This window comes from Saccharibacillus kuerlensis DSM 22868, from assembly GCF_000378145.1.
Classification (GTDB): Bacteria; Bacillota; Bacilli; order Paenibacillales; family Paenibacillaceae; genus Saccharibacillus; species Saccharibacillus kuerlensis.
In genome coordinates this window covers 110,084-136,913 of sequence record NZ_KB899288.1, presented here as the reverse complement: position 1 = coordinate 136,913, position 26,830 = coordinate 110,084, and the positions used below count along the sequence as shown (strand labels likewise).

Annotated in this window: 26 protein-coding genes and 1 riboswitch; of the genes, 3 read left to right on the top strand and 23 right to left on the bottom strand. The window is 51.9% G+C overall.

The window, feature by feature from the left end; translation table 11 throughout:
* From F456_RS0113605 to F456_RS0113590, 4 genes are all read right to left on the bottom strand, one after another.
* A partial coding sequence (locus F456_RS0113605; RefSeq protein ID WP_018977597.1) for a helix-turn-helix domain-containing protein occupies positions 1-206 on the bottom strand: 206 nt, incomplete at its 3' end.
* A 170-nt stretch (positions 207-376) separates the two neighbouring features.
* Positions 377-1,213 (bottom strand): metallophosphoesterase, encoded by an 837-nt coding sequence (locus tag F456_RS0113600; protein ID WP_018977596.1) that lies wholly within the window; start codon positions 1,211-1,213, stop codon positions 377-379.
* Positions 1,204-1,626 (bottom strand): hypothetical protein, encoded by a 423-nt coding sequence (locus F456_RS24335; RefSeq protein ID WP_018977595.1) that lies wholly within the window; start codon positions 1,624-1,626, stop codon positions 1,204-1,206. Before F456_RS24335 ends, F456_RS0113600 begins: the two co-directional genes overlap by 10 nt.
* The gene (locus F456_RS0113590) at positions 1,623-2,213 is read right to left on the bottom strand and encodes a type II CAAX endopeptidase family protein (RefSeq protein ID WP_018977594.1); all 591 of its coding nucleotides are present in this window, start codon (positions 2,211-2,213) and stop codon (positions 1,623-1,625) included. Before F456_RS0113590 ends, F456_RS24335 begins: the two co-directional genes overlap by 4 nt.
* Before the next feature lie 855 nt (positions 2,214-3,068).
* Between F456_RS0113590 and serA the strand changes: the two genes are divergently transcribed.
* Entirely contained in the window at positions 3,069-4,655 is a 1,587-nt protein-coding gene (gene serA / locus F456_RS0113580; RefSeq protein WP_018977592.1) for a phosphoglycerate dehydrogenase, read from the top strand.
* A gap of 283 nt (positions 4,656-4,938) precedes the next feature.
* On the opposite strand, the gene glpK is transcribed toward serA, so the two are convergent.
* The 9 genes from glpK to ribE form a co-directional block, all read right to left on the bottom strand.
* Positions 4,939-6,441 (bottom strand): glycerol kinase GlpK, encoded by a 1,503-nt coding sequence (gene glpK, locus F456_RS0113575; RefSeq protein ID WP_018977591.1) that lies wholly within the window; start codon positions 6,439-6,441, stop codon positions 4,939-4,941.
* 210 nt (positions 6,442-6,651) lie between these two features.
* A complete protein-coding gene (locus tag F456_RS0113570) occupies positions 6,652-8,109 on the bottom strand; it encodes a HAMP domain-containing sensor histidine kinase (RefSeq protein ID WP_018977590.1) in 1,458 nt (485 codons plus the stop codon).
* A 1-nt stretch (position 8,110) separates the two neighbouring features.
* Positions 8,111-8,827, bottom strand: a complete 717-nt coding sequence (locus F456_RS0113565) for a response regulator transcription factor (protein ID WP_018977589.1) — start codon at positions 8,825-8,827, stop codon at positions 8,111-8,113.
* A gap of 104 nt (positions 8,828-8,931) precedes the next feature.
* A complete protein-coding gene (locus F456_RS0113560) occupies positions 8,932-9,687 on the bottom strand; it encodes a pseudouridine synthase (protein ID WP_026293877.1) in 756 nt (251 codons plus the stop codon).
* Positions 9,688-9,903: 216 nt separating this feature from the next.
* A complete protein-coding gene (gene scpB, locus F456_RS0113555) occupies positions 9,904-10,551 on the bottom strand; it encodes an SMC-Scp complex subunit ScpB (RefSeq protein WP_018977587.1) in 648 nt (215 codons plus the stop codon).
* Positions 10,520-11,311, bottom strand: a complete 792-nt coding sequence (locus tag F456_RS0113550) for a segregation and condensation protein A (RefSeq protein WP_018977586.1) — start codon at positions 11,309-11,311, stop codon at positions 10,520-10,522. Before F456_RS0113550 ends, scpB begins: the two co-directional genes overlap by 32 nt.
* A 31-nt stretch (positions 11,312-11,342) precedes the next feature.
* The gene (gene ribH, locus F456_RS0113545) at positions 11,343-11,813 is read right to left on the bottom strand and encodes a 6,7-dimethyl-8-ribityllumazine synthase (protein WP_018977585.1); all 471 of its coding nucleotides are present in this window, start codon (positions 11,811-11,813) and stop codon (positions 11,343-11,345) included.
* A gap of 162 nt (positions 11,814-11,975) precedes the next feature.
* Positions 11,976-13,277 (bottom strand): bifunctional 3,4-dihydroxy-2-butanone-4-phosphate synthase/GTP cyclohydrolase II, encoded by a 1,302-nt coding sequence (locus F456_RS22565; protein ID WP_018977584.1) that lies wholly within the window; start codon positions 13,275-13,277, stop codon positions 11,976-11,978.
* A gap of 63 nt (positions 13,278-13,340) precedes the next feature.
* The gene (gene ribE / locus F456_RS0113535) at positions 13,341-14,006 is read right to left on the bottom strand and encodes a riboflavin synthase (RefSeq protein ID WP_018977583.1); all 666 of its coding nucleotides are present in this window, start codon (positions 14,004-14,006) and stop codon (positions 13,341-13,343) included.
* Between the two features lie 385 nt (positions 14,007-14,391).
* Positions 14,392-14,558, bottom strand: a riboswitch (FMN riboswitch).
* Between the two features lie 284 nt (positions 14,559-14,842).
* Here ribE and F456_RS0113530 point away from each other — a divergent pair.
* Entirely contained in the window at positions 14,843-15,619 is a 777-nt protein-coding gene (locus F456_RS0113530; RefSeq protein WP_018977582.1) for a DUF3221 domain-containing protein, read from the top strand.
* 496 nt (positions 15,620-16,115) lie between these two features.
* Here the strand turns inward: F456_RS0113530 and F456_RS0113520 are convergent, their stop codons facing one another.
* From F456_RS0113520 to F456_RS0113490, 7 genes are all read right to left on the bottom strand, one after another.
* Positions 16,116-16,550: a peptidylprolyl isomerase gene (locus F456_RS0113520; protein ID WP_018977580.1), complete on the bottom strand. Its 435-nt coding sequence runs from the start codon at positions 16,548-16,550 to the stop codon at positions 16,116-16,118.
* Between the two features lie 234 nt (positions 16,551-16,784).
* Complete coding sequence (gene lysA, locus F456_RS0113515) at positions 16,785-18,119, bottom strand: diaminopimelate decarboxylase (RefSeq protein WP_018977579.1); 1,335 nt, start codon at positions 18,117-18,119, stop codon at positions 16,785-16,787.
* 155 nt (positions 18,120-18,274) lie between these two features.
* Entirely contained in the window at positions 18,275-19,105 is an 831-nt protein-coding gene (locus F456_RS0113510; RefSeq protein WP_018977578.1) for a purine-nucleoside phosphorylase, read from the bottom strand.
* Between the two features lie 60 nt (positions 19,106-19,165).
* The gene (xerD, locus tag F456_RS0113505; RefSeq protein WP_018977577.1) at positions 19,166-20,050 is read right to left on the bottom strand and encodes a site-specific tyrosine recombinase XerD; all 885 of its coding nucleotides are present in this window, start codon (positions 20,048-20,050) and stop codon (positions 19,166-19,168) included.
* 312 nt (positions 20,051-20,362) lie between these two features.
* Positions 20,363-20,818, bottom strand: a complete 456-nt coding sequence (gene fur / locus F456_RS0113500) for a ferric iron uptake transcriptional regulator (RefSeq protein ID WP_018977576.1) — start codon at positions 20,816-20,818, stop codon at positions 20,363-20,365.
* 111 nt (positions 20,819-20,929) lie between these two features.
* A complete protein-coding gene (locus tag F456_RS0113495) occupies positions 20,930-21,493 on the bottom strand; it encodes an NUDIX domain-containing protein (RefSeq protein WP_018977575.1) in 564 nt (187 codons plus the stop codon).
* 75 nt (positions 21,494-21,568) lie between these two features.
* Positions 21,569-22,696: a M20/M25/M40 family metallo-hydrolase gene (locus F456_RS0113490; protein ID WP_018977574.1), complete on the bottom strand. Its 1,128-nt coding sequence runs from the start codon at positions 22,694-22,696 to the stop codon at positions 21,569-21,571.
* A 193-nt stretch (positions 22,697-22,889) separates the two neighbouring features.
* Here F456_RS0113490 and prli42 point away from each other — a divergent pair, with 193 nt between their 5' ends.
* Complete coding sequence (gene prli42 / locus F456_RS24020) at positions 22,890-22,985, top strand: stressosome-associated protein Prli42 (protein ID WP_018977573.1); 96 nt, start codon at positions 22,890-22,892, stop codon at positions 22,983-22,985.
* A gap of 217 nt (positions 22,986-23,202) precedes the next feature.
* Here prli42 and F456_RS0113480 read toward each other — a convergent pair whose 3' ends face one another.
* From F456_RS0113480 to F456_RS0113470, 3 genes are all read right to left on the bottom strand, one after another.
* On the bottom strand, positions 23,203-24,654 hold the full coding sequence (locus F456_RS0113480) for a dihydrolipoamide acetyltransferase family protein (RefSeq protein WP_018977572.1): 1,452 nt from the start codon (positions 24,652-24,654) through the stop codon (positions 23,203-23,205).
* A gap of 77 nt (positions 24,655-24,731) precedes the next feature.
* Positions 24,732-25,715 (bottom strand): alpha-ketoacid dehydrogenase subunit beta, encoded by a 984-nt coding sequence (locus F456_RS0113475; RefSeq protein ID WP_018977571.1) that lies wholly within the window; start codon positions 25,713-25,715, stop codon positions 24,732-24,734.
* 1 nt (position 25,716) lies between these two features.
* Positions 25,717-26,754, bottom strand: coding sequence for a thiamine pyrophosphate-dependent dehydrogenase E1 component subunit alpha (locus tag F456_RS0113470; RefSeq protein WP_018977570.1), 1,038 nt, complete (start codon positions 26,752-26,754; stop codon positions 25,717-25,719).
* Between the last annotated feature and the right edge of the window lie 76 nt (positions 26,755-26,830).

Below are 26,830 nucleotides of genomic sequence, written 5' to 3'. Positions count from 1 at the left end.
TTGGTTTTGTTCCAACGTCCGCGTTGGTCGGCAAAGCCTTCCCCCGTCTTACTTTTCTCAACCCACCGTTGAATCTGGGATTTATTTGCGATGTTCAGCTTCTCCATGATTTGGGGATAGCTCCAGCCTTCTTCGGTTCTCAACCTCACGGCTTCCCGTTTGGTTTCTTCCTCGTATCGCTTGAACGTTTGTCCTTTTTTAGCCATAAAAAATCCCCTCCGGTCTTCAGTGTTGATCTCATTTTACCATGAGGTCTTTTTTCACTGTCTACCTTGAGGGGATAATACCAGTTGGGACGGCTTTTTCAATATATCTTTTCAGATGTTTCCCGTTACACGTCTATCAGTCCCGAGCCCCAAGCTCTGCTTGTTCATCGCTACTTCTCCAGTTTCGGTGCGCTTCTAAGCGTCAGCAAATGCGTTTCTGCAGGCGATCCCAGCCTTAGAGGAAAATGACTTGTACCAATGCCCCGCGTAATACGAAGCCCTGTCATGCCTCCGTCTTCCGAATCGATAAAGTGCGTTCCATCCAGATACGTCTTATAAAAAGGTTTCGAAGCGGCAGGGCCGATCAACGGCAGACTGATCTGTCCGCCGTGTGTATGTCCTGCAAAAGCATAATTGGCCGACGTGCGCCGCAGCGCAACTACCCACTTGGGATCGTGCATCAGCACAATCACGCAGTCTTCACGCCGTATACGAGGATCTCCTCGCCACATGCCGGCAGGACCCAGATCGTCGATGCCCGCCAGCCAGATCGTGCTGCCTCCGCGATGCAATGGAACATTCTTGCTGCCGAGAGGTTTTACTCCGCATTCTTCGAGCAGTCGATCCAACTTTTCCATATTGGGCATATAGGCCTCGTAGTCGTGATTACCGTAGACCGCGTAGGCCGGTCCCAGCTTGCGAAGCATCCGCATATTAGCGCGCGTCCGTTCCTCCGGCACCCCACGGTCCGTAAGGTCGCCCGCAATCCACACGATATCCGCTCTGCCTTGAAGCGCGGCAATTTCCGCCTCGGGCAGCGCCCGTCGATGAATGTCCGCAATGAAATAAACACGGTAACCGTCGAATGCCTCCGGCAAACCTGGAATGTGCACGTCTTCATGCTGTACGCGGAAAGCCGCCGCCTCTTTTACCATGTGTACGCCAAGACCTGCCGCCGCTCCCGCTGCAACGGCCAGCGCTTGTTTCCAACCGAATTTTATTGCCATGGCCACTTCACTCCCGTCGCCTGGGTCCCCCACCACAGAAGTGTCCCTAGCAGTATTAGAAATAACACAATCAATGTTTCGTAAAACCATTTGTGAAGTCGGAGTCGACTGGACGGATACAGGACGCTGCGCGGCGGAAGCTCTTCCTCTTCTTCCGCCCCACTCTTCGCTCCTGCCGGCTCCTCATAAGCGGAAACTGTTTCCGCACGCGAAACAAAGGCGGACGAGTCGGCTGCCTTAACCTTAGGCCGTTCGGGTGAAGAAACCCGGTTCTCCGGAACCGAAAGTCTCATAACTGTTGTATCCGACAGCTTCATTTGGTTGTCCTGCCACTCCTGCTTGAACGTCTGGCGCTTACGGCGCTTTTTTCTTGTGCTTGGATGCCGATCCATGCGGCTTAAACGTTCGCTCATTGTTCCTTTTGTTCCCTCCGTTTGATCATGATGCCTGAAATGAAATCAATCAAGAAATGACAAATAATCGGTGCCCACAGCGTTCCCGACTGCATGTAAATCCAGCCGAGTCCGTAACTGCTGGCAAATACCCACGCTGTAGGCAGCCAATGCTTCAAATAGCGAATATGGATCACTGCGAACAGAATGCTTGTCCAGTAAGGCCCGAGATGATACTGTATCGCCCCCCGGAACAGCAGCTCTTCGCATACCGACACAACTGCCGCGATTACAAAAATATGCCACAACGGACGTTTACGGAATAACATCGCGTTGATTCCGCCATCATCCATATCTTCCTCACGGCCCCACACCGTCATCAAAAAATCCACAAAAAACATGGCGACGGCAAGACCTACTCCCCAATAGAGAAAGGCAAAGTCATGGGGCAGTGCCAGCAAATGCAGAGGATTTCGGCCCTGCAGCAGAATCCAGATCGTACCGATTATGATCGTCAAACCTTGGGTAAGATACAGATTCACAAGCAGCAAGCGGTCGGTCAATTGTACAGCACCGCGCCGGTTTTTCCTCTTTTTTTTGTTTGTCATGTTTGGTTTCCTTCGAGAGGACGTATGAACACCCTTGTTGTTTGTTCATGCCCCATAGTAGCTGCAATTTAGAAAGCGGAAATCTAATCAAATGATAACGAAAACCCCGGTCGTAATCAAGTTTTGGAGCGGTTTTATTCTATGTTCGCTCTGCTGCTTCCAGCTTGTATAAGAATGCGCTTTAATCCTGAAAAATACGTACGCACTGCACAATTTCATTCTTAATAATTCGGAAATAAGCAGGTATAATTGAATAAAAAACCGATACATTTGCTGTTGTACTATTAAAATCCGAATTGGTTTTGACCGTTGACACTCCTTGTAACCTTGTGTTAAAGTATGAAAAAATTCAACCTGAGCGAAACGCTTTGAAGGAGAACGAGCGGGTCCTGCATATTCAGAGAACCGGTGGTTGGTGCGAACCGGTAATGCTTCCCTGCTTCCGAGCGCTCCCGAGCGTCTGTCCGACCCCGCATTTGGCGGCGTAGGCGCAGCCGGTGTCACGCCGTTACCGTGAAGGGTCGGAAATTCCGACCCGCTAAGGCCGATGCCCGCAAGGGCATGGCGAATTAGGGTGGCACCGCGAGACTCTCGTCCCTTTACTGCGCAAGCGGTATGAGGATAGGAGTCTTTTTTTACGAAAAAAACTTCTTCATGAAGAGGTTCGTTGACCCGCCACTTTGGCTCAGATTGGCCCTCTGTCACACCAACGCGTCTTTTCATTATCGCAACACTGCAACCGAGTCAGTCTGCCTGTAAAAGCGGTTTTTCGGACGTTCCGCAGCTGCGGAACCGTTCTTTGAACATATTTGACCTAAAGCGTACAGTGCACCGAACAAGGGAGGAAATGAGACGATGTTTAAAGTATTGGTATCCGACCCGATCAGCGATCTGGGTATTCAACAGCTGGTGGAAGCGGCGGATGTGCAGGTGGATAAAAAGACGGGGTTGTCCGAAGCCGAATTGATCGACATTATCGGCGAGTACGACGCACTTCTCGTACGCAGCCAAACGAAGGTAACCGAAAACATTATGAACGCAGGAACACGTCTCAAAGTGGTCGGACGCGCCGGAGTAGGCGTTGACAACATCGACCTGCCGGCCGCTACCGGACGCGGCATTATTGTCATCAACGCACCGGACGGAAACACGATTACGACCTGCGAACATGCTTTTGCAATGATGATGGCGCTTGCCCGTCATATTCCTCAAGCTTATGCGAAAACAATTGGCGGAGAATGGGATCGTAAATTCCTCGGCGTCGAGCTGCGCAACAAAAAGCTGGGTGTACTCGGCATGGGCCGGATCGGCAGCGAAGTGGCCAAACGAGCAAAAGTATTTGGCATGGACATTCTGGGTTATGATCCGTTCTTGACTGAAGAACGCGCAGAAAAGCTTGGAGTAAAACTGTCCAGTGTTGATGACATTGTCAAAAACGCCGACTTTATCACGGTGCATACGCCTCTGACGCCGGAAACGAAACATATGATTTCGAGCAGCCAGTTTGCCGTCATGAAAAAAGGGATGCGTATCATTAACTGCGCCCGAGGCGGCGTTGTAGACGAAGTGGCCCTCGTTGAAGCGATCAATCAGGGTATTGTCGCGGGAGCAGCGTTCGACGTATTCGAACATGAGCCTCCAGCTCCGGATCATCCGTTCCTGAACAATCCAAAAATTATTGTCACGCCTCACTTGGGCGCTTCGACTGTCGAAGCGCAAGAAAACGTGGCGATCGACGTGTCCGAGCAGGTCCTGCATATTCTGCGCGATGAACCGTTCAAAAACGCCGTTAACATGCCTCCTGTCGCCAGCAGCGTGATGAACAAGCTTCAGCCTTACTTCTCGATCGGCGAGAAGCTCGGCAGCTTTGCTTCGCAGCTCACTACGGCGGCGGTTACATCGATCAAGATCGATTATGCTGGTGAACTGTCGGAAGTCGACACCCAGCCGCTGACTCGTTATATTATCAAAGGCGTGCTTTCGCGCCATCTGGGCGGCGACGTCAATATTGTCAATTCGCTGCATCTGGCCAAAATTCGCGATTTGAATGTACAGATCAGCAGTTCTACGACAACCAAAGGCTTTACAAACCTGATCACGGTAACGCTTGTTGAACAAAATGACAAACAGCGCGCTGTAGCCGGAACGCTGCTGTACGGATACGGCGAACGGATCGTTCAAGTTAACGAATTCCCGATCGACTCCGCTCCGGACAATCATCTGCTGCTTATTTCGCACAATGACCAGCCAGGGATTATCGGAAGCATGGGAACGCTGCTCGGCCGCAATGAAGTCAATATCGCAACAATGCAGGTGGGACGTAAAGTGGTTGGCGGCGAAGCCGTCATGCTGCTCAGTGTCGATAAGGAAGTACCGAAAAATGTCCTGACCGAGCTTGTCGGTCTGCCGGCTATTAATTCGGCCCAAGAAATCACATTGTAACAGTTTCTTAGAAAAGACGTTTCAGATAATATCATAAGAAGTTTCAGTAACGTCAGAAGCTTCAGTGACGTCGAAAATCCTTTTTGTCTCTCGAGGGCAGATCGCTAAGAGTCCTATAATGAATTGAAAAAAGCTGTATGCGCCAATTTGACGCCTACAGCTTTTTTGATACTTCTTGATCAGGAAAACGGAACATCCTAATCTTCGATCCTTCCGGCAGCTTCTGCTGCGGTTAAGAAGCTGCCTCACAGCTGGCAATATCCTCACAGGACTTTTGCCAGGCTTAATCCTCCGCCTCTTCCCAGCCGCGCGTACGTTCGACCGCATTTTGCCAGTGACGATATTTCCGCTCCCGAAGCTCCGCATCCATCAATGGACGAAAATAGGCGCCCGGAGGATTGAACGAACGGAGCTGTTCCTGCTGCCATAAGCCGTGCTGCAACCCCGCCAGCATGGCGGCTCCAAGCGCCGTCGTTTCCCCCTGCTCGGTACGCACAACATCCAGGCCCAAAATATCCGCTTGAAACTGCATCAAGATGTTGTTCTTGACCGCTCCTCCGTCGACTCTCAACTCGCGCAGCGGAATGCCTGAGTCCTTCTCCATGGCATTCGTTACGTCACGGGTCTGCAATGCCAGCGACTCCAGCGTGGCTCTCGCGATATGTCCCGGCTGCGTACCGCGGGTCAGACCAAACATGGAACCGCGGGCATACATGTCCCAATAAGGAGCTCCAAGTCCGGTGAAAGCCGGTACGATTACGACTCCGCCAGAGTCTTCGACGCTTGCGGCCAGTCGTTCCGACTCGTCCGGATCGTCGATCAAGTTCAATCCGTCTTTCAGCCATTCCACCGCTGCGCCTGCGACGAAAACACTGCCTTCAAGCGCATAATGAATCTTGTCTTTCCAACCCCAAGCGACGGTTGTCAGCAGACCGTGAGCGGAAGCCACCTGTTCTTCTCCGGTATTCAACAGAATAAAACAGCCGGTACCGTAAGTGTTTTTAGCATGGCCGGCTTCTACACAGGCATGACCGAATAAGGCGGCCTGCTGGTCACCGAGTACCGAAGCGATCGGAATCTCTACGCCTCCGAACCACTCCGGCAGTGTACGGCCAAAATCGGCGCCGGACATTAAAACTTTTGGCAGCATTGAAGCCGGAATATTCAGCTCGCGCAGCAAACGGTCATCCCAAGCCAACCGGTCGATATCGAACAGCATTGTACGCGAAGCATTGGTGACATCGGTCACATGGGAATTGCCGCCGGTCAATTTCCAGATCAGCCACGAGTCGACGGTACCCGCCAGCAGCTCTCCAGCTTCCGCCCGCTTTCTAGCCTCTGGAATATGTTCCAGCATCCAAGCGATCTTCGTTGCCGAAAAATAAGCATCAACAACGAGTCCCGTTGTCTTGCGAATATAGAGTTCCAGTCCGCGGCGCTTCAGATCTTCACACAGCGGCGCTGTTCGGCGATCCTGCCACACGATAGCAGGACCAATTGGGCGCCCGCTCTCCCGTTCCCAAATCAGCGTTGTCTCTCGCTGGTTAGTAATGCCGATCGCCGCAATGTCTTCCGCTCGTACACCAGAGACGGAAATCGCTTCGCGCGCCGCCTCCAACTGGCTGATCCAAATTTCTTCGGGATCATGTTCCACTCTGCCCGGCAGCGGGAAATGCTGCTTAAACATTCGCTGACCTATCCCGGTCGGACGCGCTTCGTCGTCGAATACGATAGCCCGGGAACTTGTTGTCCCCTGGTCCAACGCCAAAATATAGGTGCCGCTCATAAAGGCTCCTCCCCTTCCACTTGCTTGGGCTTCTTTAACCGGGAAAGCAGCCGCCCAAACAAACTTACCGTTTCCACCGATCCCCTTTTCGTCTATCTTTAAAAAAGAAGAAGGCTTAATTTTCTACATATTTATATAAATCGAACATGCCGGAATTTCTTCCGACATGTTCGATTTCACACCTGATATTTCCTGAATTTTTGTACGAACTCAGACGTGTCGACCATACCTCGGCAGAATAACCCGAAACTTGGTCCCTTCGCCCAGAACGCTTTCTACTTGGATTCGACCCCCATGGGCATCGACAATATTTTTGACAATTGCAAGTCCCAATCCGGTTCCGCTAGAAGCGGCTCTCGTTCTTGCTTTATCCGCCTTGTAGAAGCGCTCAAAAATATGCGGCACATCTTCTGCCGGAATGCCATGCCCTTCGTCCGCTACGCAAATCGTCATTGCCTCACCGTCTGCAAAGGTCGGTTCAACTGTAATTGAGACTTTGCGTCCCGCTGGGGTATGACGAAATGCATTGTCCAACAAATTGGTCACAACTTGTTCCAACCGATCTTCATCCGCCTGTTCCAGCATAAGTTCCTCTGGAGCCCGATGAAGCCGGAAGTCCAACTCACTTTCTTTTGCCCGGACGACAAACTTGCGATAGACCCGTTCGACAAGTTCCCCGATATCAACAGGAAGCCTTGAAATATCGGTATGACCAGCTTCCATTCGGGCGAGGTCCAACAGATCCTTGACCAAGCGGCCCATTCGCAGCGATTCGTCGTGAATCACGTGAAGCAGCTCATCCCGTTCTTCAGGCGAATCGGCAAAGCCGTCGAGCAGCGCTTCGCTGTAACCCTGCATCATCGACAGCGGCGTACGAATCTCATGCGAAACGTTCGCTACGAAATCTTTGCGCATCTTCTCCATATTGACCGCATCCGTTACATCGCGCAGTACGGCTACCGCTCCGCGCACTTCATTGTCCAAAAACAGCGGAGCCATGTTGACCGCCCAGACGCCCCGTCGGACTAAGACATTTGCACTTCGGTCTTCCAGCGTCGTCGTCACTTCTTGGAACAGCGGATACAGCGGCTTGGGAATTGTCAAAGACGATGATGTCGATTGCTGGGAATCTTCGTCCTCCCAGTTGATCGCCCTCCAGTCCTCCAGCAGACGATCGCCGCCCGGATTGGTAAGTTGAACCGTTCCATCCCGCCCGAAGGTAATCATAGCGTCGCTCATACTGCGCAGAACGCCGGCCAGCTGTTCTTTCTCGATATTCAAATCGCGAATATTTTCCTCAAGTCTGGCTGCCATCAAGTTGAAAGTGCTTCCCAGCTCGCCAATCTCGTCATGCGCCTCCAGATGCACGCGTGTGCCGTAATCGCCCTGCCGAATGGAGTCCGCCGCATCGATCAACTGACGCATGGGCTGCGTAATCTTTTTAAGTAAAAACAATGCAAATACGGTCGTCATGGAAAAGCCGATGATTCCCACGTAAATGAGCATCCGCTTGACGGCCGCAGAATTGGCAAATGTGATATCCACATAAGGCAGCAGGAAAAAGCCCAGAGTCAGCAGCACACAGGCGACGAGCCCGATAATCGTCAACCACAGTTTGCCGACCAGCGTCTGCCACAGCGTGCCTACCTTTTCGGTCCAACCCTTCATCTTACTTCGGAACCTCGAGTTTATAACCTACGCCCCATACGGTTGTGATCATGGACGCCGAATCGGGCGAAACTTTGTTTAGTTTCTCACGAAGCCTTTTGACATGTGTGTCGACTGTGCGAAGATCACCAAAAAACTCATAATTCCATACGTCTTTCAGCAGTTCCTCGCGAGAGAATACTTTGTCCGGCGATACGGCCAGATAATGCAGCAGCTCATATTCTTTAGGAGTCAGACTCACTTCATGCCCTCCGGCAAGAACGCGATGCGCGTCATGTTCGATTGTCAGATGCGGAAAAACAATATTGTTGCTCGTTCCGCTCTCTTTGGTCAGATAAGCGGTCGCCGAAGAACGGCGCAGGATCGCTTTGACCCGATAGATGACTTCACGCGGGCTGAACGGCTTGACAACGTAATCGTCTGCACCGACTTCAAATCCCTGAACCCGATTGACTTCTTCCCCTTTGGCAGTCAACATCAGAACCGGTGTCGACTTGAACTGACGAAGCCGTGCGCATACCTCAACACCGTCGATTCCAGGCAGCATCACATCAAGGATGACCAGCGTATAGTCGCCTTCCGTCGCTTTTTGCAAAGCGGTTTCTCCATCTTCGGCTTCTTCGATTTCATATCCTTCTTTTTCCAGATACATACGAAGCAAACGACGGATTCTCTCTTCGTCGTCTACCACAAGAATTCGCTCTTTTTGATCAGCCATGCTGCAACAACCCCTTCGTCTACGATATGCCGAATGCGACGAACCTTTCCCGCTTCATTCTGCCGTAATACGGGCACACCCAATCAAGATCCGTCCTGCCAAAATCAGGATTCGTCGTTCTTTTTATCCATAAGGTTCTTTTTATCCGCAAGCTGCTTGAGCTCGTTGACTTCGTTCGCAGTCAGATGGCGGAACAAGCCCCGCTTCAGATTCTGCAAATACAGATTACCCATGGAAATCCGCTTAAGACGCTTAACCGGGTGCGAGATTGCATCGAACATGCGGCGGACCTGACGGTTTTTGCCTTCATAAATGGTAATACGAATCGTAGCCTGCTTCTTCTCTTGATCCACGTCGTAATAATCAAGATCTGCCGGTGCAGTCATGCCGTCTTCCAGTTGAATACCTCTTCTTAGCTTTTCCAACGAATCCCCGTGCGGAATGCCTTCCACCGTCGCCAGATAAGTCTTGGGTACGTGATGGCTCGGATGCGTCATCTTCTGGGCCAGATCGCCGTCGTTAGTCAGCAGCAGCAGACCTTCCGAATCGTAATCCAGGCGGCCGACCGGATAAACGCGCTCTTTGATTCCTTTAATATAATCGGTTACGACCTTACGGCCTTCCGGATCGGTTGCGCTTGTAATCACGCCTTTCGGCTTGTTAAACATCAGGTACAGCTTTTTCTGAGCCTTAATCGCCCGGCCGCTGACCGTAATCTCGTCGGCATCCGGATCGGCTTTAGTTCCAAGCGTCGTCACAACTTCGCCATTGACCTCAACCTTACCCGCCAAAATGAGCTCCTCACATTTCCGTCTCGAAGCCACACCCGCCTGGGCCAAAATTTTCTGTAATCGTTCCATAGTCATCCAGTCACCTCACTTTTCATCATACCGATAGACACATAAAATCACAAGCGGCATCAACCTTTGCTTCCTCGGTCTTCCCAAGCTTTTCTTGCTTAAAAAAGCATTTGAGGTCCTTCCTGTTTGTCAGGGAGGACCTCAAATAAACTTTGCTTGTCCGTAGGAGAGCGCGGCTATGCGCTTAACGATTCAAAGAGATACGATCGGTTATCGTCACTCTTCTTCCGCTCCGTTTTCCATCATGCCCGTCTCTTCTGCCGGAGAAACGGCTTCGATCCCCTCTTCTTCGGCTGCCTCCAGACCTCCGAAAAGCAGCCGATCTTCATCTTCCGAGGCGATCATCGCCTCGAATGCAGAAGCATCCGGCAGCTCTTCCAGGCCGCCGAGACCGAAATAACCAAGAAATGCTTTGGTCGTGCCGTACAGGATCGGACGACCGATCGCGTCGGCACGTCCCGTCTCGACGATCAGATTTTTGTTCGTCAGCGTATGAATCGCCCGTTCCGACTTAACCCCGCGAATCTCTTCAATCTCGATCCGTGTAATTGGCTGCCGATACGCAACGATCGCCAGCGTTTCCAGCGCCGCCTGCGACAGGGTCGCCCGAGACGGAGAATAAGCCAGCCGCTCGAAATATTCCGAATGCTCCGGCAGCGTCGCCAGATGATAAGCTCCGGCCAGTTTGGTAACGCGCAGTCCCCGGCCCGACTTACGCAGATCGCGCTGCAGGCTCTCGACAGCTTTCTGCGCTTCGCCCGGCTTGCATTCCGTGATCTCGGCAATCTGCCTCACGGTTAATCCTTCATCTCCTGCCAGAAACAGAAGACCTTCAATAATCGACTTCAACGTCTGCAAATCCATTTGACGCCGTTTCCCCTCTCCACTCCATTACGATGTCGTCGAACAGCCGATCCTGATAGCAGCTCACCTGCTTCATCTTCATCAGTTCGAGTACGGCGAGGAACGTCACGACGATCTCCTGTCTGTACATCCGTTCGTTCAGCACGCTAGAGAACAATATTCTGCCGCCGGGTCCTGCACCGCGCAGGGCGCCTTCCAGCTCCCGCATCCGATCCCTTACGGAAATCTCGTCGCGGCGGATCCTGGCGACAATTGGCTTGCGATCGACCCGCATCAGCGCCCTCTGCAGCGCCGATACCAGATCGGCGACATGCAAGCCTTCAACTGGATTCGAATCTTCTTCCGGCAGAAATGACGCCAGATCATCCGGCTCCCGAATATAGATGCGACCGCGCTCGTGCTCTTTCTCATGCAGCAGCCCGGCAATACTCTTATACTTCCGATATTCGGTCAGCCTGCGAATCAGGTCCTCCCGCGGATCGGGTTCTTCCTCTTCGTAGAAATCGTACTCATCCATATCCATGACCGGAGGTTTGGGCAGCAGCAGTTTGCTCTTGATCGCGAGCAGCGTCGCCGCCATCACGAGGAATTCGCTCGTTACTTCCAGCTCTAATTCCTGCAGACTATGCAGATACTGCATGTACTGCTCCGTAATCGTACTGATGGGGATCTGCTGAATATCGATCTCCGCCTTGTCGATCAGGTGCAGAAGCAGGTCGAGCGGACCTTCGAACGTTTCCAGTTTGTAAAGTACAGTCAAGCCGTTTCCCCTCCGCCCGTATTGCGAACGGTCAGCCCTCGAATTGACGGCTCAGGCTGGCCATCTCGATTGCCGCCATCGCGGAATCCCAGCCTTTGTTGCCGGCTTTGGTTCCCGCACGTTCGATCGCCTGTTCGATATTCTCGGTGGTGACGAGGCCAAAGATTGTCGGAACGCCCGTCTTCAAGTTAATGGCGGACACGCCCTTGGCTACTTCGTTGCAAACGTAATCGTAGTGGGTTGTCGATCCGCGGATCACCGTCCCCAATGTGATAACCGCATCGTACTTGCCGCTCTCCGCCATCTTCTGTGCGATCAACGGCATTTCAAATGCTCCCGGCACCCATGCAACATCAACATCGTTGTCTTCCACGCCGTGACGCTTGAGCGCATCGAGCGCTCCCGACAGCAGCTTTGACGTAATGAACTCGTTAAATCTGCCTACAACGATCCCAAACTTATACCCTTGCGATACCAAGTTTCCTTCAAATACATTTGCCATTTGTCATCAACCATCCTTTGTCTATTGTATACCAGATTGCCCGGTTTGTAGCCTGTGTTTTACAAATTTCTTGACTTCTGTTCTCAATCGCTTCAGCACAGCCGCTGAATGAACCGTGTTTGGCCTTCACTTTCAATTGACGCCGCTTTTGTTAAAGCACACTTACAGCTTCGTTCCGTTATCCGGCGATAACGGAAGCTCGTTTTGTTCCAGCGGTTGAAGCTCTTCCGCCGGCACTGCCGCTTTGTCGTCTCCGACAAAGTTCATCAGATGTCCGAGTTTCGACTGTTTTGTATGCAGGTAACCGGTATTATCCGCATTTTCCGGCATTTGAATCGGTACTCGTTCGACCACTTCCAGCCCGTGTCCCTGCAACCCTTTAATCTTTCGGGGATTGTTGGTCAAAAGCCGAATCTGTCGAACGCCGAGATCGCTCAAAATCTGCGCTCCGATGCCGTATTCCCGCAGGTCGGCGGCAAACCCAAGCGCCAGATTGGCATCAACGGTATCTAATCCTTCTTCCTGCAGCTTGTATGCCTTGAGCTTGTTAATGAGTCCGATGCCCCGGCCTTCCTGACGCATATAGAGCAGGATACCGGACCCTTCTTCTTCAATCTGGCGCATTGCCGCTTCAAACTGCGGACCGCAGTCGCAGCGGTGTGAATGGAACACATCGCCGGTCAGGCATTCCGAATGTACACGCAGCAGAACCGGACGCTCTGGATCGATCTTCCCTTTGACCAAAGCCACATGTTCTTTGTCATCGATCTTGTTGCTGTAAGCGATAGCTCGGAATTCACCGAAGTCCGTCGGCATCCGCACCTCGACCTCGCGCCGAATCAGCTGCTCGCGCTCACTGCGGTATTGGATCAGATCTTTGATGCTGATTAGCTTCATGTTCCATTTCTTTGCCATTTCGACGAGATCCGGCAGACGCGCCATCGAGCCGTCTTCCTTGATCACTTCACAGATAACGCCAGCCGGCTCCGCTCCGCTCAAGCGAGCCAGATCGATTGCCGCTTCCGTATGTCCGGCCCGCCGCAGTACACCGCCGTCTTTGGCGATCAGCGGGAACATGTGCCCAGGGCGACGGAAGTCGTCGGCCTTTGTCTCCAACTGAGTGATTGCCCGAGCCGTTACTGCACGCTCGTGAGCCGAAATGCCTGTCGTCGTTTGGACATGGTCGACGGATACCGTAAATGCCGTACCGTGAAAATCCGTATTTCTTACGGTCATCGGCTCCAGTTCCAACAACGCCGCACGTTCGCGGGTAATGGGCAGGCAGACCAACCCACGTCCTTCTGTAATCATAAAGTTGATCACTTCCGGAGTGACCCGATCGGCCAGAGCGATAAAGTCGCCTTCATTTTCCCGATCCTCATCATCGACAACCAACACGATTTTTCCGGCTTTTAGATCTGTCAGCGCATCATCAATGGCGTCGAATGTAAATCGTTCATCCATAATTTCTCCTCCTTCATCCTTCGCCTTTCATCCAGTGCAATATCTTCGCTATCCATACGACGATCAGGCAAACCCGTGTCGTGACAAAAAGCTTTCATCGATTGCGGAGAACGTCTTTGCCTCCGTACGATCCCGCTTTCCAAAGCCAAGTAAATGCTCCACATATTTACCCAAAATGTCGCACTCAATGTTAACGGAACTTCCCGCCTTCTTATGCTGAAGAGCTGTTTCGCCCAATGTGTGCGGAATAATGGACACCCCGAAATGGTCGTTCTCCGCATGTGTCACCGTCAGGCTAATTCCATCAATTGCAATCGAACCTTTCCCGATGACATATCGCATCATATGCGGATCATCAGCTTTGAGCGTAAAAATGACCGCGTTCTGATCCCGCTCGATCGATACGATTGAAGCAGTGCCGTCGACATGCCCCTGAACGATATGTCCGCCAAAGCGTCCATTGGCAGCCAGTGCCCGTTCCAGATTGACCGGACTGCCGCTTCCAAGCATATTGAGGTTGCTGCTTCGGTAAGTTTGCGGCATGACATCGACCGTAAACGAATCTCGATCGTAGCTGGTTACCGTCAAGCAAACGCCATTTACCGCTATACTGTCTCCGATCGCGACATTCTCCAGCACTTTTTTCGCGCCAAGTGTCAGTACCATCGCTTCCCCGCGCCGATCAGCGCGCCGCAGGCTGCCTACTTCCTCAATCAAACCGGTAAACATAAGCTTCCTCCTCTCTCAAGGTCTGTCCAATATCTTCCTACCGTTCCGGTATGCTCTATTCGGTACATGCAAAAAGCCCCGTGCTCGGATGTCGATCCGAGAACGGGGCTTGGGATTGAAAATCGAAGGAGTGCGTATTTGCCGAAAATTCGGTCTGCAAACAGACAGATATGCCAAAGGCAAAACCTGAAGTTTGCATCTGCCTAAATATAAAAGACGGAAACCGGACAGCGCAAAACAAACAAACGGGGCACCGGGCATAAGCTGTCCGAGAGCTCTGATTTTTGCTTGCGTGTACACGGACCGCTCAAACCTGAATGATCCGAAATCGAACGGCTAAACCGATTCGCTTTCAGTCGTAGGCACGGCAAATACGACGGTTCGTTTTCTCTTTCTCCCATCCAGACTGTAACTGTCGGTCCCGGAATTGCACCGGGTCAACCGAAAAGCTTCATGTAAGAAGCAATCCGGGTCACGGACTTCGGCCGGCCATCCTGAAAATGGCGTGCCGTCACCGCCGGTGGGGAATTGCACCCCGCCCCGAAAGAGTATAGTGTATCGCCTGTTCGGTTATAAAACACGAAGAGTCAGGCAGAAAGTACCCGGTGAGTGACCGAAGTACGGTATTAAATATGATGGTAGCACGGTTGGCAGGGAAATGCAATGAGGCTTAGCACGAACCGTTTCCAATTCGATGTACGTCTTCAAGTTGCTGTAAGTCTATTCTTGTTTTACAATTTAAAAAGAAGTCTTTTGCTGCAAAAAATCAATTGGCATTATTTCAGCAGCCATTCATTTATGATCTTTCGCCTTATGTCCCAAAAGGAGACGATACTATGAAATTTTTTCGAATTGCGGCAGCTGCAGCTCTCATTCTAACAGCAGGCTGTTCTTCAAACAGTAATGAAGAAGTCGACCAAAAAACCCATACCTCTAATCAAAATACGGGAATTGTAGCCGAAAAACTGGACGGTCGCATTCTGCTTGTGGAAAGTGCAAGCAGATCTGACCTGTTGGAAGGCAACACCGAGAAAATGTTAGCAGAGAATCACTCGAATGCAGTATGGCTGCAGTTGCCCGAGGAAGACTATAATGTTCTGCACAAAGGGGATTTAATCGAATTTTCGGGAACAGGCGTTATCAACTACTCCTCTCCTGCCCAAGCCGAAGCTAGCGATGTCACGCTGTTGACTGCTGCAAATTGGACCGAGGAAGAAATCATGCAGATCGAGGATGAATCTTCGTTCTCCAAAGTTGTTGTCAAATTCTCTCCTTTGTCGGATAAAGCTTTGGCAGCGGCTCCCCTCGACACTCATTTTAGAGGAGGAACCGGATATACAGGAATGTTCACAGCCTCCGGCGAACAAAATGCAGAGCTGACGATTTTTTTGAAAAATGTTTCTTCTTCAGAAGTATATGTACAGCTTCGACGCAAATATATAGGGTTAGTGCCCTTGGCTGAGGACTACCTGCTAAAAGGAAAAAGCGGTTGTTCTATTACGATCACCAACGAGAAGGGAACCCCGTTGACCGGCGAATTCAAGTTGTACATCTACAATAAAAACGGTGCGAAATACGATCTTTATGTGGGAAGCGATACTCTGCCGGGATAAAATTAAAAACCGTCAGCAGGCGCCGACGGTTTTTCGAACAGAAATGGAAAACAGCAAACCAAAAAATCAGGAAATGAATTATTTTCTTCTGGGCTTGGACTTGGGAATGGATTTAGATGGGGATTGAAGGGAGGACTTAGATATGGATTGAGACCTGTGCTTATGCTTTTTCCCCGAATACCAGAAGCCCCAACCGCAGATCACCAGAATCAGAAACGGATACATAGCGGTTCCATTAGGCCAAGGCAGAACCAGCAGCATTAGCAGGGCAACAACAAAGAAGATGGCATAACTGACTTGGAAAATACGATGCATATTTCGAACCCCTTCTGCCTATAATAGGTGTACCATTCTATCACTCAAGTACTTTTACTATACACCATTCTCTGCGAAAACGGTTAACCTTAAATACCGTTGACAGCACGCCCTATTTTCCGAAAAAAAGCCCCTTAATCGGATTTTGTCCGATAAGGGGCTTTGTCGTTCTAGAATAAGACTATTCCGTTACGACTTTAACTTCTTTCATTTTGTCGCCGGCATTGACTCCGTCGATAAATTCCATACCTTTAGTCACTTTGCCGAAGACCGTGTGTACACCGTCAAGGTGCGGCTGAGGACCGTAGCAGATGAAGAACTGGCTTCCGCCCGTGTTTCTGCCAGCATGGGCCATAGACAGAACGCCTTTGGCATGCTTCGTTACGTTTGTATCTGTTTCGCAGTCGATCTGCCAACCAGGACCGCCTGTGCCGGTACCGTTCGGGCATCCGCCTTGAGCGACGAAGCCCGGAATAACGCGGTGGAACGAAAGACCGTTATAGAAACCGGAGTTTGCCAGTTTCTCGAAGTTTGCTACCGTGTTCGGTGCTTCTTCCGGCAAAAATTCGATTTCGACGTTGCCGCCATTTTCAAGCTCGATATATCCTTTTTTCATCATGGTCATCTCCCTTGGATTCGTATAATTCGTTCGTGATTCGGCCAATTCCTATCCCTGACGGGATGCTTCGGCAACCTTGTCCATTTTACCCGAAACGGAAAGATAACGCAAAGCGTGTTCTTTATGAATCGAAAAAAGCTTATAGAGGTTGCAGCAGAAAAAGGAACGGCTTTCGCCGTTCCTTGGGTTATGGAGAAAATTCTGTTTGTTCTTCCCCCGTTGTCCAGCCGATTATTTCGCTTCTACGCTCTGCTTGGCCAAACGTGCCGGAATGACATCGTTATCCGTGATATCGTCCAAGCTTTCGCGGCGGACAACAAGATCGCTCAGGCCGTCCTTGACGAAAACAACGGCCGGACGACGGATACGGTTGTAGTTGCTCGCCATCGCGTAGTTGTATGCGCCAGTGCAGGCAACAGCCAACAGATCGCCGGTATTCGGCTTTGGCAGCTCAAGATCCCAGATCAGCATATCCCCGCTCTCGCAGCATTTGCCTGCGATGGAAACCGTCTCTTCGTTGGCATCACCGGCACGATTTGCCAGCATTGCTTCGTACTTCGATTCGTACAGCGCTGGACGCGGGTTGTCGGTCATGCCGCCGTCTACGGCGACGTATTTGCGCACGCCCGGAATATCTTTGCTCGTTCCAACGGTGTACAGCGTCGTACCGGCATCGCCCACAATGCTGCGGCCTGGCTCTACCCAGATTTGCGGCAGCTGCGAACCGATGTCTGCAAAGGACTTTTTCACGGCATCCGTAATGGCTTTGACATACTCGGCCACTTCAAGCGGCGTATCGCCTTCCGTGTAGCGGATACCGAAGCCGCCGCCCAAGTTGACAACTTTAAATTCCACGTCCAGCTGATCTTTCACGCTGCGAGCGAATCCGGCTACACGCTCGACCGCCATCTCGAAACCGTCCGTCTCGAAAATCTGCGAGCCAATATGCGAATGCAGACCCAGCAGCTCCAGGTTTGGAAGCTCCGCTGCCGCCTTCACAGCTTCGAGCGCCGTACCGTTCTGGATATCGAAACCGAACTTGGAATCTGTCTGTCCGGTGGAGATATACTCATGCGTGTGTGCTTCGACGCCAGGCGTCACGCGCAGCAGGATGCTTACCTTACGGCCTTGCTCTGCGGCGATTGCCTGAAGCATCTGCAGCTCGATGAAGTTGTCCGCCACAAAACATCCGATCTGTGCGTCCATCGCCATCTCGATTTCAGCCGGTGTTTTGTTATTTCCATGGAAATGAATACGGTGTGCCGGGAATCCAGCTTTGAGCGCCGTGTGCAGCTCGCCGTCAGAAACAACGTCCAGTGACAGTCCTTCTTCATCAGCGATGCGGCACATCGCAAGCGTGCTAAACGCTTTGCTTGCATAAGCGACTTGGAATGTCAGGCCGGAAGCTTCGAATGCCTGACGGTATTCACGGGCGCGGCGGCGGATCAGTTCTTCGTCCATAATATACAGCGGAGTGCCATACGTCTGCTTCAATTCGACGACGTCACAGCCTCCAATTTCCAAATGCCCTGCGGCATTGACCTTGCTGGTTCCATGCAGATACATGTAAATTCCTCCGATGTGTTCCGGGGTCTCGGCCGCTCGCTGTAAAGAAAAGAGGGCCTGCGCCGGGATTTGTTCCCAGTATAGCAGACCCTTGAATCCGCGCTGAATGGACTAAAGCGCAGTTGATTTGTGTTTTTGTCAGAACCTTACGAAACTTACATCTTTGGAATGATGCTCAGCACGAGACCAAGGAATTTCTCTTTGACCATATCGGCTGTTTCCATCACTTCATCGTGCGACAGCGGCTGATCGAGAATACCGGCAGCCATGTTCGTGATGCAGGAAATCCCCAGCACTTCGATACCAGCATGACGAGCTACGATCGTTTCCGAAACGGTGGACATGCCGACCGCATCCGCTCCGAGCGTGCGCAGCATCCGGATTTCGGCCGGTGTCTCGTAAGTCGGGCCGAGCAGCCCTGCGTACACGCCTTCTTGGAAGTTGAAATCATGCTCCGACGCCGCTTCCTTAGCTGCGGCACGCAGTCTGCGGCTGTACGCTTCAGACATATCCGGGAAACGTACGCCGAGCGCCGAGTCGTTCGGCCCGATCAGCGGGCTTGTACCCGTCAGGTTAAGGTGATCCGACAGCAGCATAAGATCGCCCGGCTTGAACGACGTGTTAACTCCGCCGGCCGCATTGGTCACGAGCAGACCGGATACGCCGAGGTTTTTCATAACGCGAACCGGGAAAGCCGTTACTTCCGGGCCATAGCCTTCATACATATGGAAACGGCCTTTCATCATGACGACCGGACGGCCTTTGATCGTGCCGATCAGCAGCTCGCCTTCATGTCCTTCTACAGTCGATACCGGGAAATGCGGGATATCTTCGTAAGGGATCGAGACGGCGTCTTCAATCAGATTGGCGAGAATACCAAGACCGGAACCGAGAATAAGACCGATTTCCGGTGTAAGGTCGGTTTTCGAACGAATGTAGTCCGCCGCTTCCTGAATCGTTCCTGCGTTCATTTTAGATGTTGTCATAGATTGCACACTCCGTTTATATAATTTTGATTGGGTCTTGCCGAACCACTGCGGTGAAGCTTAGGCTCTGGGATGGTGAAGTTCGTATACTTCTTTCATATTACGTTTCATCACATGCGTATAAACCTGCGTTGTCGAAATATCCGAATGCCCGAGCATCTCTTGGACCGAGCGCAGATCGGCACCGTTCTCCAGCAGATGGGCGGCAAAAGAATGGCGCAGCGTATGCGGTGTAATATCCGTTTCGATACCGGCTGAAGAAGCATATTTCTTAATGATCTTCCAAAAGCCTTGACGAGTCAATCGGGTGCCGAGCTGATTAAGAAACAAGGCCTCCTGATCTTCCCGCTTAAGCAGCCGATTTCTCATCGGGTCCAGATAAGCCGCCACCGATTCCGCAGTCATTCGCCCAATTGGCACAATACGTTCCTTGCCAGCGACGCCGCAGCGCAGAAATTTCAGCTGCAGATCGATATCTCCAATATTCAGTGAGATCAACTCGGACACCCGAATACCGGTTGCATACAGCACTTCCAGCATGGCCTTATCGCGCACCCCTTGAGCATTGGAAAGGTCAGGCGCTCCTAGCAGACGCTCCACTTCCTCTACCGTCAGCACGACCGGGAGCTTTTTCTCCGGCTTCGGTGTTTCAAGATCCATTGACGGGTCCTGCACAACAAGCGACTGACGAATCAGATAATGAAAAAAGGAGCGAATAGAAACTGAAGCGCGTACGACCGTTGACGGTGCCTTGCCGGAACGCTTCATCTCATTCAGATAAGCCGCGATATGCGACTTGCGAATTTCGTCGACTGCCTTCAATTCGCGTCCCGCTGCAAACTCAAGAAACTGTGCCAGATCTCGTCGGTAAGATTCAAGTGTGCTGACAGAGCGCCTCTTTTCTTCCGACATATATGTGATAAACGCATTCAGATACGTGTTCACTGATAGCCCCCCTCCAAACTTCCCTCGGGAAAGCCGCTTATGCTCTTTTAACTGAGCCGCCGAATCCCCGTTTGTCTAAAGATTCCACGGTTTTTTTGAAAGTCCTTTTTTTAAAGGTGAATTTCTGCATTCGAGCCATTAAGCGAAAATGAGGAAACTCACCGATCCAAAGGTGAATTTCCGCAATTGAGCCATCAAGCGAAAGTGAGGAAACTCACCGACTAAAAAACGCCAAAAAAAGCCTCCGGCAGATCGCGTTCGATCCGCCGAGGCCTGCTTGCTCAGAAAGAAATCCGCCGCAGCGGCCGCTGGTTACGCGTTATCGTCTTCTTTCGCTCTGCAGCGGTGACAGATACCCTGAAAATCAAGTCTGTGATCCAATACGGTAAAACGATATTCTTTCTCCAACCGCTCTTCAAGCGGCAGCAGCCAGTCTTCACGAATCTCGTCCATACTACCGCACTGCACACAAATCAGATGATGGTGATGATGCTTGTTCGATTCGCCCCTTAGATCATAGCGCGATACGCCATCGCCGAAGTTCAACTTTTCGACCACATGCATTTCGCTAAGCAGTTCCAGCGTGCGATATACGGTGGCCAAACCAATCTCCGGCGCCTTTTCCTTGACCAGCATAAACACGTCTTCCGCGCTCAGATGGTCTTCTTCGTTTTCCAGCAAAACGCGAACGGTGGCTTCCCGCTGGGGCGTCAATTTGTATCCCTTGGACTGCAGCTGCTGTTTGATTTTATCGATCCGCGATTCCATACTTCTCCTCCCCCTCGGAGCTTGCCCGTTCATGCCGGTTGTTCTCCTGTCAAACTCACGTTCCCTATTATAGAAGTTACCGGGCTTTGAAGTCAAACCCTTATGTCAGGTTTATACCGGCCATTTGCCTGTCAGTGTACGAAGCTGCCATGCATATACGGCCATTAACGTCTTGGCGTCGCTGATCCGCTCTGCGCGAATATGCTCAAACGCTTCGTCCAGCGTAATTTCCGTCAGTTCCAGGAATTCGTCTTCATCAGGCTGAAGCGTGCCTTCCGTCAGTTCCTCCGCCGCATAAAAGTGGATGATTTCATCCGCAAAACCCGGCGACGTATAGAACGAGGACAAATGAATCAGCTCGGAAGCCCGATAGCCTGTCTCTTCCTCCAGTTCACGGGCAGCCGCTTCACGCGGATCTTCACCCGGCTCCAGCTTGCCTGCCGGAATTTCGATTTCCGTGCGGCCAAGAGGCTGTCTGAACTGCTCAACGACAAGCATCTTGTCTCCTTTTAACGCTACAACCGCAACAGCGCCCGGGTGCTTGACAATCTCACGGCTTGCCGTCGTTCCATCAGACAACTCAACCGTATCGATCTGCACTTTGATAATTTTTCCGTCAAAAATCGGCTTGCTGTCGACTGTTTTCTCCCACAACTTTTCCTTGCCTGGTTCCATTCCCTTCTCCACCTCTCCAATTCTGAATGTAAAACGGAAATTCCTTAACTTCGTACTTAATTAACGGCGTACCTTTTAACCGCGTACCGATTGGCGCACAATTTCAAGTACAAATCCGGCCAGCTTGCCCAGATCGTCGACCCCAATTTTCTCTTCGGTGGTATGAATATTTTCGTAGCCTACAGACAGGTTGACCGTCGGTACGCCAAAACCGTTGAATACGTTGGCATCGCTGCCGCCGCCCGATTGGAAAGTGCGTCCGCTGAGCCCCAGCTGTGCCGCCGCTTTTTTCGCAAGCTGTACGACTTCAGAATCTTCTGTATGACCAAACGACGGATACACGATACGGCTGTCGAATATCGGCTTGGCACCAAATTCTTCGCAGACAGATTCAAGAGCTTCTTTCATCGAAGCGATCTGGGCCTCAACCTTTTCCTGTACAACACTTCGCGCTTCGGCTTCCAGCTTGGCATAATCCGTCACTACATTGGTTGCACCGCCGCCCGAGAAGCTGCCGATGTTCGCCGTCGTGTCTTTGTCGATACGCCCCAGCTTCATGCGCGAAATCGCCTTGCCCGCCACCTGAATGGCACTGATTCCGTCTTCCGGATTAACGCCGGCATGTGCTGACTTCCCGTGAACTTCCATCGTGATCTTGGCCTGCGCCGGCGCAGATACCGCGATCGCTCCCACTTCGCCATTCGAGTCGACAGCAAATCCGAGATCGGCATCCAGCAGCGAAGCGTCCATTGAGCGTGCGCCCATCAGACCGGATTCCTCACCCGCCGTAATGACAAATTGGATCTGGCCGTGCGGAATCTCCTGTTCGCGCAGCACTCGAATCAATTCCAGCAGCGCGGCTACGCCGGCTTTGTCATCAGCTCCGAGAACCGTATCGCCCGAACTTCGGATCCAGCCGTCCTCCCCGATGACCGGCTTGACGCCGCGTCCCGGAACAACTGTATCCATATGACAGGTGAAGAACAGCTTCGGAGCATCCGTACCTTCGGTGGCCGGCAGCAGCGCTATCAGATTACCCGATCCGTGCCCGGAACGCGATGCCGAATCGTCCTCAGTTACTTCAAGGCCATACAGCTTGAACTTGCTTGTAAGTACATCCGCAATCATCCGCTCATTCTTGGTTTCACTGTCGATCTGCACCAATTCCAAAAATTCATGAACCAGTCTTTCTGTATCAATCATAAAAACTTCCCTCCGCTTTCCCAATAAGCTAAAATAGATAGTATGATGGGAGCCGCAGCGGCTCCCCTGACGGGCAGTCCCGTTTCTCTGTTCTATCTTACTAGGAAATTCGTAAAAAACCAAAAGACGCCTCGATGATTCAAACTCGAAGCATCTCTATCTTACTATTCGCGAAAAGAGGTTCGACAACTTCATGCAAAACAAGAAATGGTTCAAAGTATTTATCTGGATTATGATTATTGCCATGCTCGGTTCAGTGCTGGTTTCCTTCATGCAAATTTTCGTGTAAACGAAATTGTTGATTAAGCAAGGCGCTCGGGTAAAGCTCGAGTAGAGTAAGTGCTTGTATGTACTTTTGAGTAAACCGCCGAATGAACAAACATGCCTGTCGGCAAAAGTTCAAACAAATGAAAAAGAGCTTCGGATCCAAGCGAAATAACGCTGGAATCCGAAGCTCTTTTCTATACCGTAATTTATTAAAACATAACGCTTAATACCTTAACACCTTAATACAGCTTTGTATCAAGCGAATAAGATTCTAAATTCTCTTTGACCCGCTGCAGGAAACGTCCGCAGATCAGACCGTCGAGAATCCGGTGATCCAGCGACAGACAGAAGTTGGCCATCGAGCGTACGCCGACCATATCGTTAATGACAACCGGACGCTTGACGATCGACTCGAACGTCAGCTGCGCCGCCTGCGGATAATTGATGATCGGCTGGGACAGAATAGATCCGAACGAGCCGGTATTGTTGACGGTGAACGTACCGCCCTGCATGTCGTCGAGCTTTAGCGTACGCTCGCGCGTGCGGCGGGCCAGATCTTCGATCTCCATCGCAAGACCCGCGATATTTTTCTGGTCTGCTTTCTGAATGACCGGCGTCATGACGGAATCTTCCGTACCGACTGCGAGCGAGATATTGATATCGCGTTTGACGATAATCTTATCAACCGCCCATACGGAATTCATGATCGGGTAGTCTTTGATCGCGTTGACGACCGCTTTAATGACAAACGCCGGATACGTCAGATTGACGCCTTCCTTGCGCTTGAACTCGTCTTTGTATTTATTGCGCAATTTGACCAGATTGGTCATATCGACTTCGATCATCATCCAGCCATGCGGGATTTCCAATACACTTTGGCGCATCCGGCTTGCGATCGTATTGCGGATCGGCGTAACATCGATGTAAGTCTCGTTGCGGCCCCGTCCGCCGTCTTCGACTTCGATCTTAGGCAGCGCCGGAGTCTCGCTGAGATGAAGCCCGGAATGCCGGACTTCATTGTAAGACGCCGGAGATGGAGCGGCGAACATCGGCGGCTGCGGAGTCCCAAATGAAGCCGCGGCGGTCGGCGGCGAAGGCTGGACCGCCAGAGCGGTCGGAGCGGTTGGAGCGACTGGTTCAGCCGCTTGGGACGCACCGCCGCGCTCCAAATATTGGAGCACGTCTTTGCGCGTTACCCGGCCGCCCATGCCGCTGCCGGCAATGACGGACGGATCGAGGCCGTGCTGCGCTGCCAGCGCCTGTACGGCCGGCGAATAGCGCACGCGCATGCCTCCTGCGGCGCTGTCCGAAGCGGCAGGCACAGGTGCAGCCGAGGAAGGACGCGGCGCAGCGCCGGAGAGCGAAGCGGCCGGAGCGGACTGCGCCGGGGCTTGATTCTGCGGAGCGGCCGCAGAAGCCGTTGTTTCGGCAGCGGCTCCGCCTCCGGTTACGATGCGGCAGATGACCGTGCCTACGGCGACCTCCTGGCCTTCCGCAGCCAGCAGCTCGCCCATGACACCTTCCTCCGTCGACGGAATCTCAGCGTTGACTTTATCCGTGATTACTTCGCATATCGGCTCGTACATATCGACGGAATCACCCGGCGATTTCAGCCATTTCGAGATCGTCGCGGACACGAGCGACTCTGCGAGCTGAGGCATTGCGATATCTTTTTGTTGATTGCTGCTCATTGCGTTCACTCCTATTCGGTGCCTGGACCGCATTAATTGTAAAGGGATTCTATAACTAATCGAATTCGATCAAGACACTAGTACAGTGCCAGTTCTCGCATAGCAACCAGAAGCTTGTCTTTGCTGAGCATAAAGAACTTTTCCTGCGGCGGATTGATCGGCATCGCCGGTGCATCCGGGCCGCACAGACGACGAATCGGTGCGTCCAGGTCGTATAGACATTCTTCGGCGATAATCGCGGCCACTTCGGCGCCTACACCGCCGGTCTTGTTGTCTTCATGTACAATTAGCACTTTTCCTGTGCGGCGTGCAGCCTCTATAATCGCTTCGCGGTCAAGCGGCTGGATGGTGCGCAGGTCCAGGATATGGCTGCTGATGCCTTCTTTGTCCAATTCCTCTGCTGCCTGCATCGCAAAGTGCAGCGGGAGACTGTAACTGATTACCGTAATATCGTCACCTTCGCGCAGCAGATTCGCTTTACCGATCGGGACAATATAATCGTCTTCCGGCACATCTTCCTTGATCAGCTTATAACATTTTTTATTTTCAAAAAAGAGAACCGGATCGGAATCGCGGACAGCAGCCTTAAGCAGTCCCTTCGCATCGTATGCCGAGTAAGGAGCCACGATCTTAAGACCCGGAGTACCGAAGAAGATCGATTCCGGACACTGGGAGTGATACAAGCCGCCGAAGATGCCGCCGCCGATCGGAGCGCGTACGACAATCGGGCAGTCCCAGTCGTTGTTGGAACGATAGCGAATCTTGGCCGCTTCGCTGATGATCTGGTTGGTAGCAGGCAGCATAAAGTCCGAGTACTGCATTTCGGCGATCGGCTTCATGCCGACCATCGCTGCTCCAATCGCTACCCCGGCAATTGCTGACTCCGCCAGCGGCGTGTCGATGACCCGCTCTTCGCCAAACTGATCCTGCAGCCCCTTGGTCGTCGTAAACACGCCGCCCTTGACTCCCACGTCTTCTCCCAATACGAAAACGGACGGATCCTGCTCCATCTCTTCTTTCATTGCCAGGCGAATCGCGTCAATATATTCCATCATCGGCATCTCAGTTGTTTCCTCCCTGTCCGTCGTCATCGCCCGCATATACATGCAGCAGCGTGTCTTCCGCGCGAGGATAAGCCGCTTGATCGGCATACTCCGTCGCTTCCTTCAGCTCCTGGGCGACTTCTTTCAAATAGACTTCTTCCTGCTCTTCGCTCCATAGACCTTCTTCAATCAGATACTGCTTGTAGCGCGGAATTCCGTCCTTTTTCCAGTTGGCATCCACTTCTTCTTTGGTCCGGTAGGCCAAATCGTTATCCGACGTAGAGTGAGGCGACAGACGGTACATCATCGCTTCAATCAGTGTCGGCCCTTCGCCTCTTACACCGCGTTCCCGTGCTTCGCGTACAGCCCGGAACATCTCAAGAGCATCATTGCCGTCTACACGCAGTCCCGGGAAACCGTATCCCAGTGCACGATCGCTTACCTTACCGGCCAACTGCTTGGCAATCGGAACGGAAATGGCGTATTGATTATTTTCACACATCATAATGACCGGCAGTTTCTGTACGCCGGCAAAGTTTGCACCTTCATGGAAATCTCCCTGGTTGCTCGATCCTTCACCAAAAGTAACAAAGGACACCGCTTCTTCTCCGCGCATCCGGGCAGCCAGCGCTGCGCCTACCGCATGCGGAACCTGAGTCGTTACCGGACTCGATCCTGTCAGAACGCGCAGTCTTTTGCTGCCAAAGTGACCCGGCATCTGACGTCCTCCGCTGTTCGGATCTTCCGCCTTAGCGAATGCGGAAAGCATCAGCTCGCGTGGTGTCATTCCAACGGCCAGCATGAAGCCATAGTCGCGATAATAGGGCAGAAAATAGTCTTTTTCCGTATTGAGCGCGAACGCGGCAGCCACTTGGGCTGTCTCTTGTCCGATGCCGGATACATGGAAGTTGATTTTTCCAGCCCGCTGCAGCAGGTGACAACGCTCGTCGAATTTACGTGCAAGCAGCATATATTTGTACATTTCAACGGCGCGGCGATCATCCAGACCTGCCGCTTCGTGAAGGGTCTGCGGCGCAGCCGTTCCTTTTTGGTTCATCATAGGAACCTCCTTAAATGTCGTAAACGAGTGAGTTGCTCAAGTCCGTCGTCTAACACAACGTCTTAAAACCAGG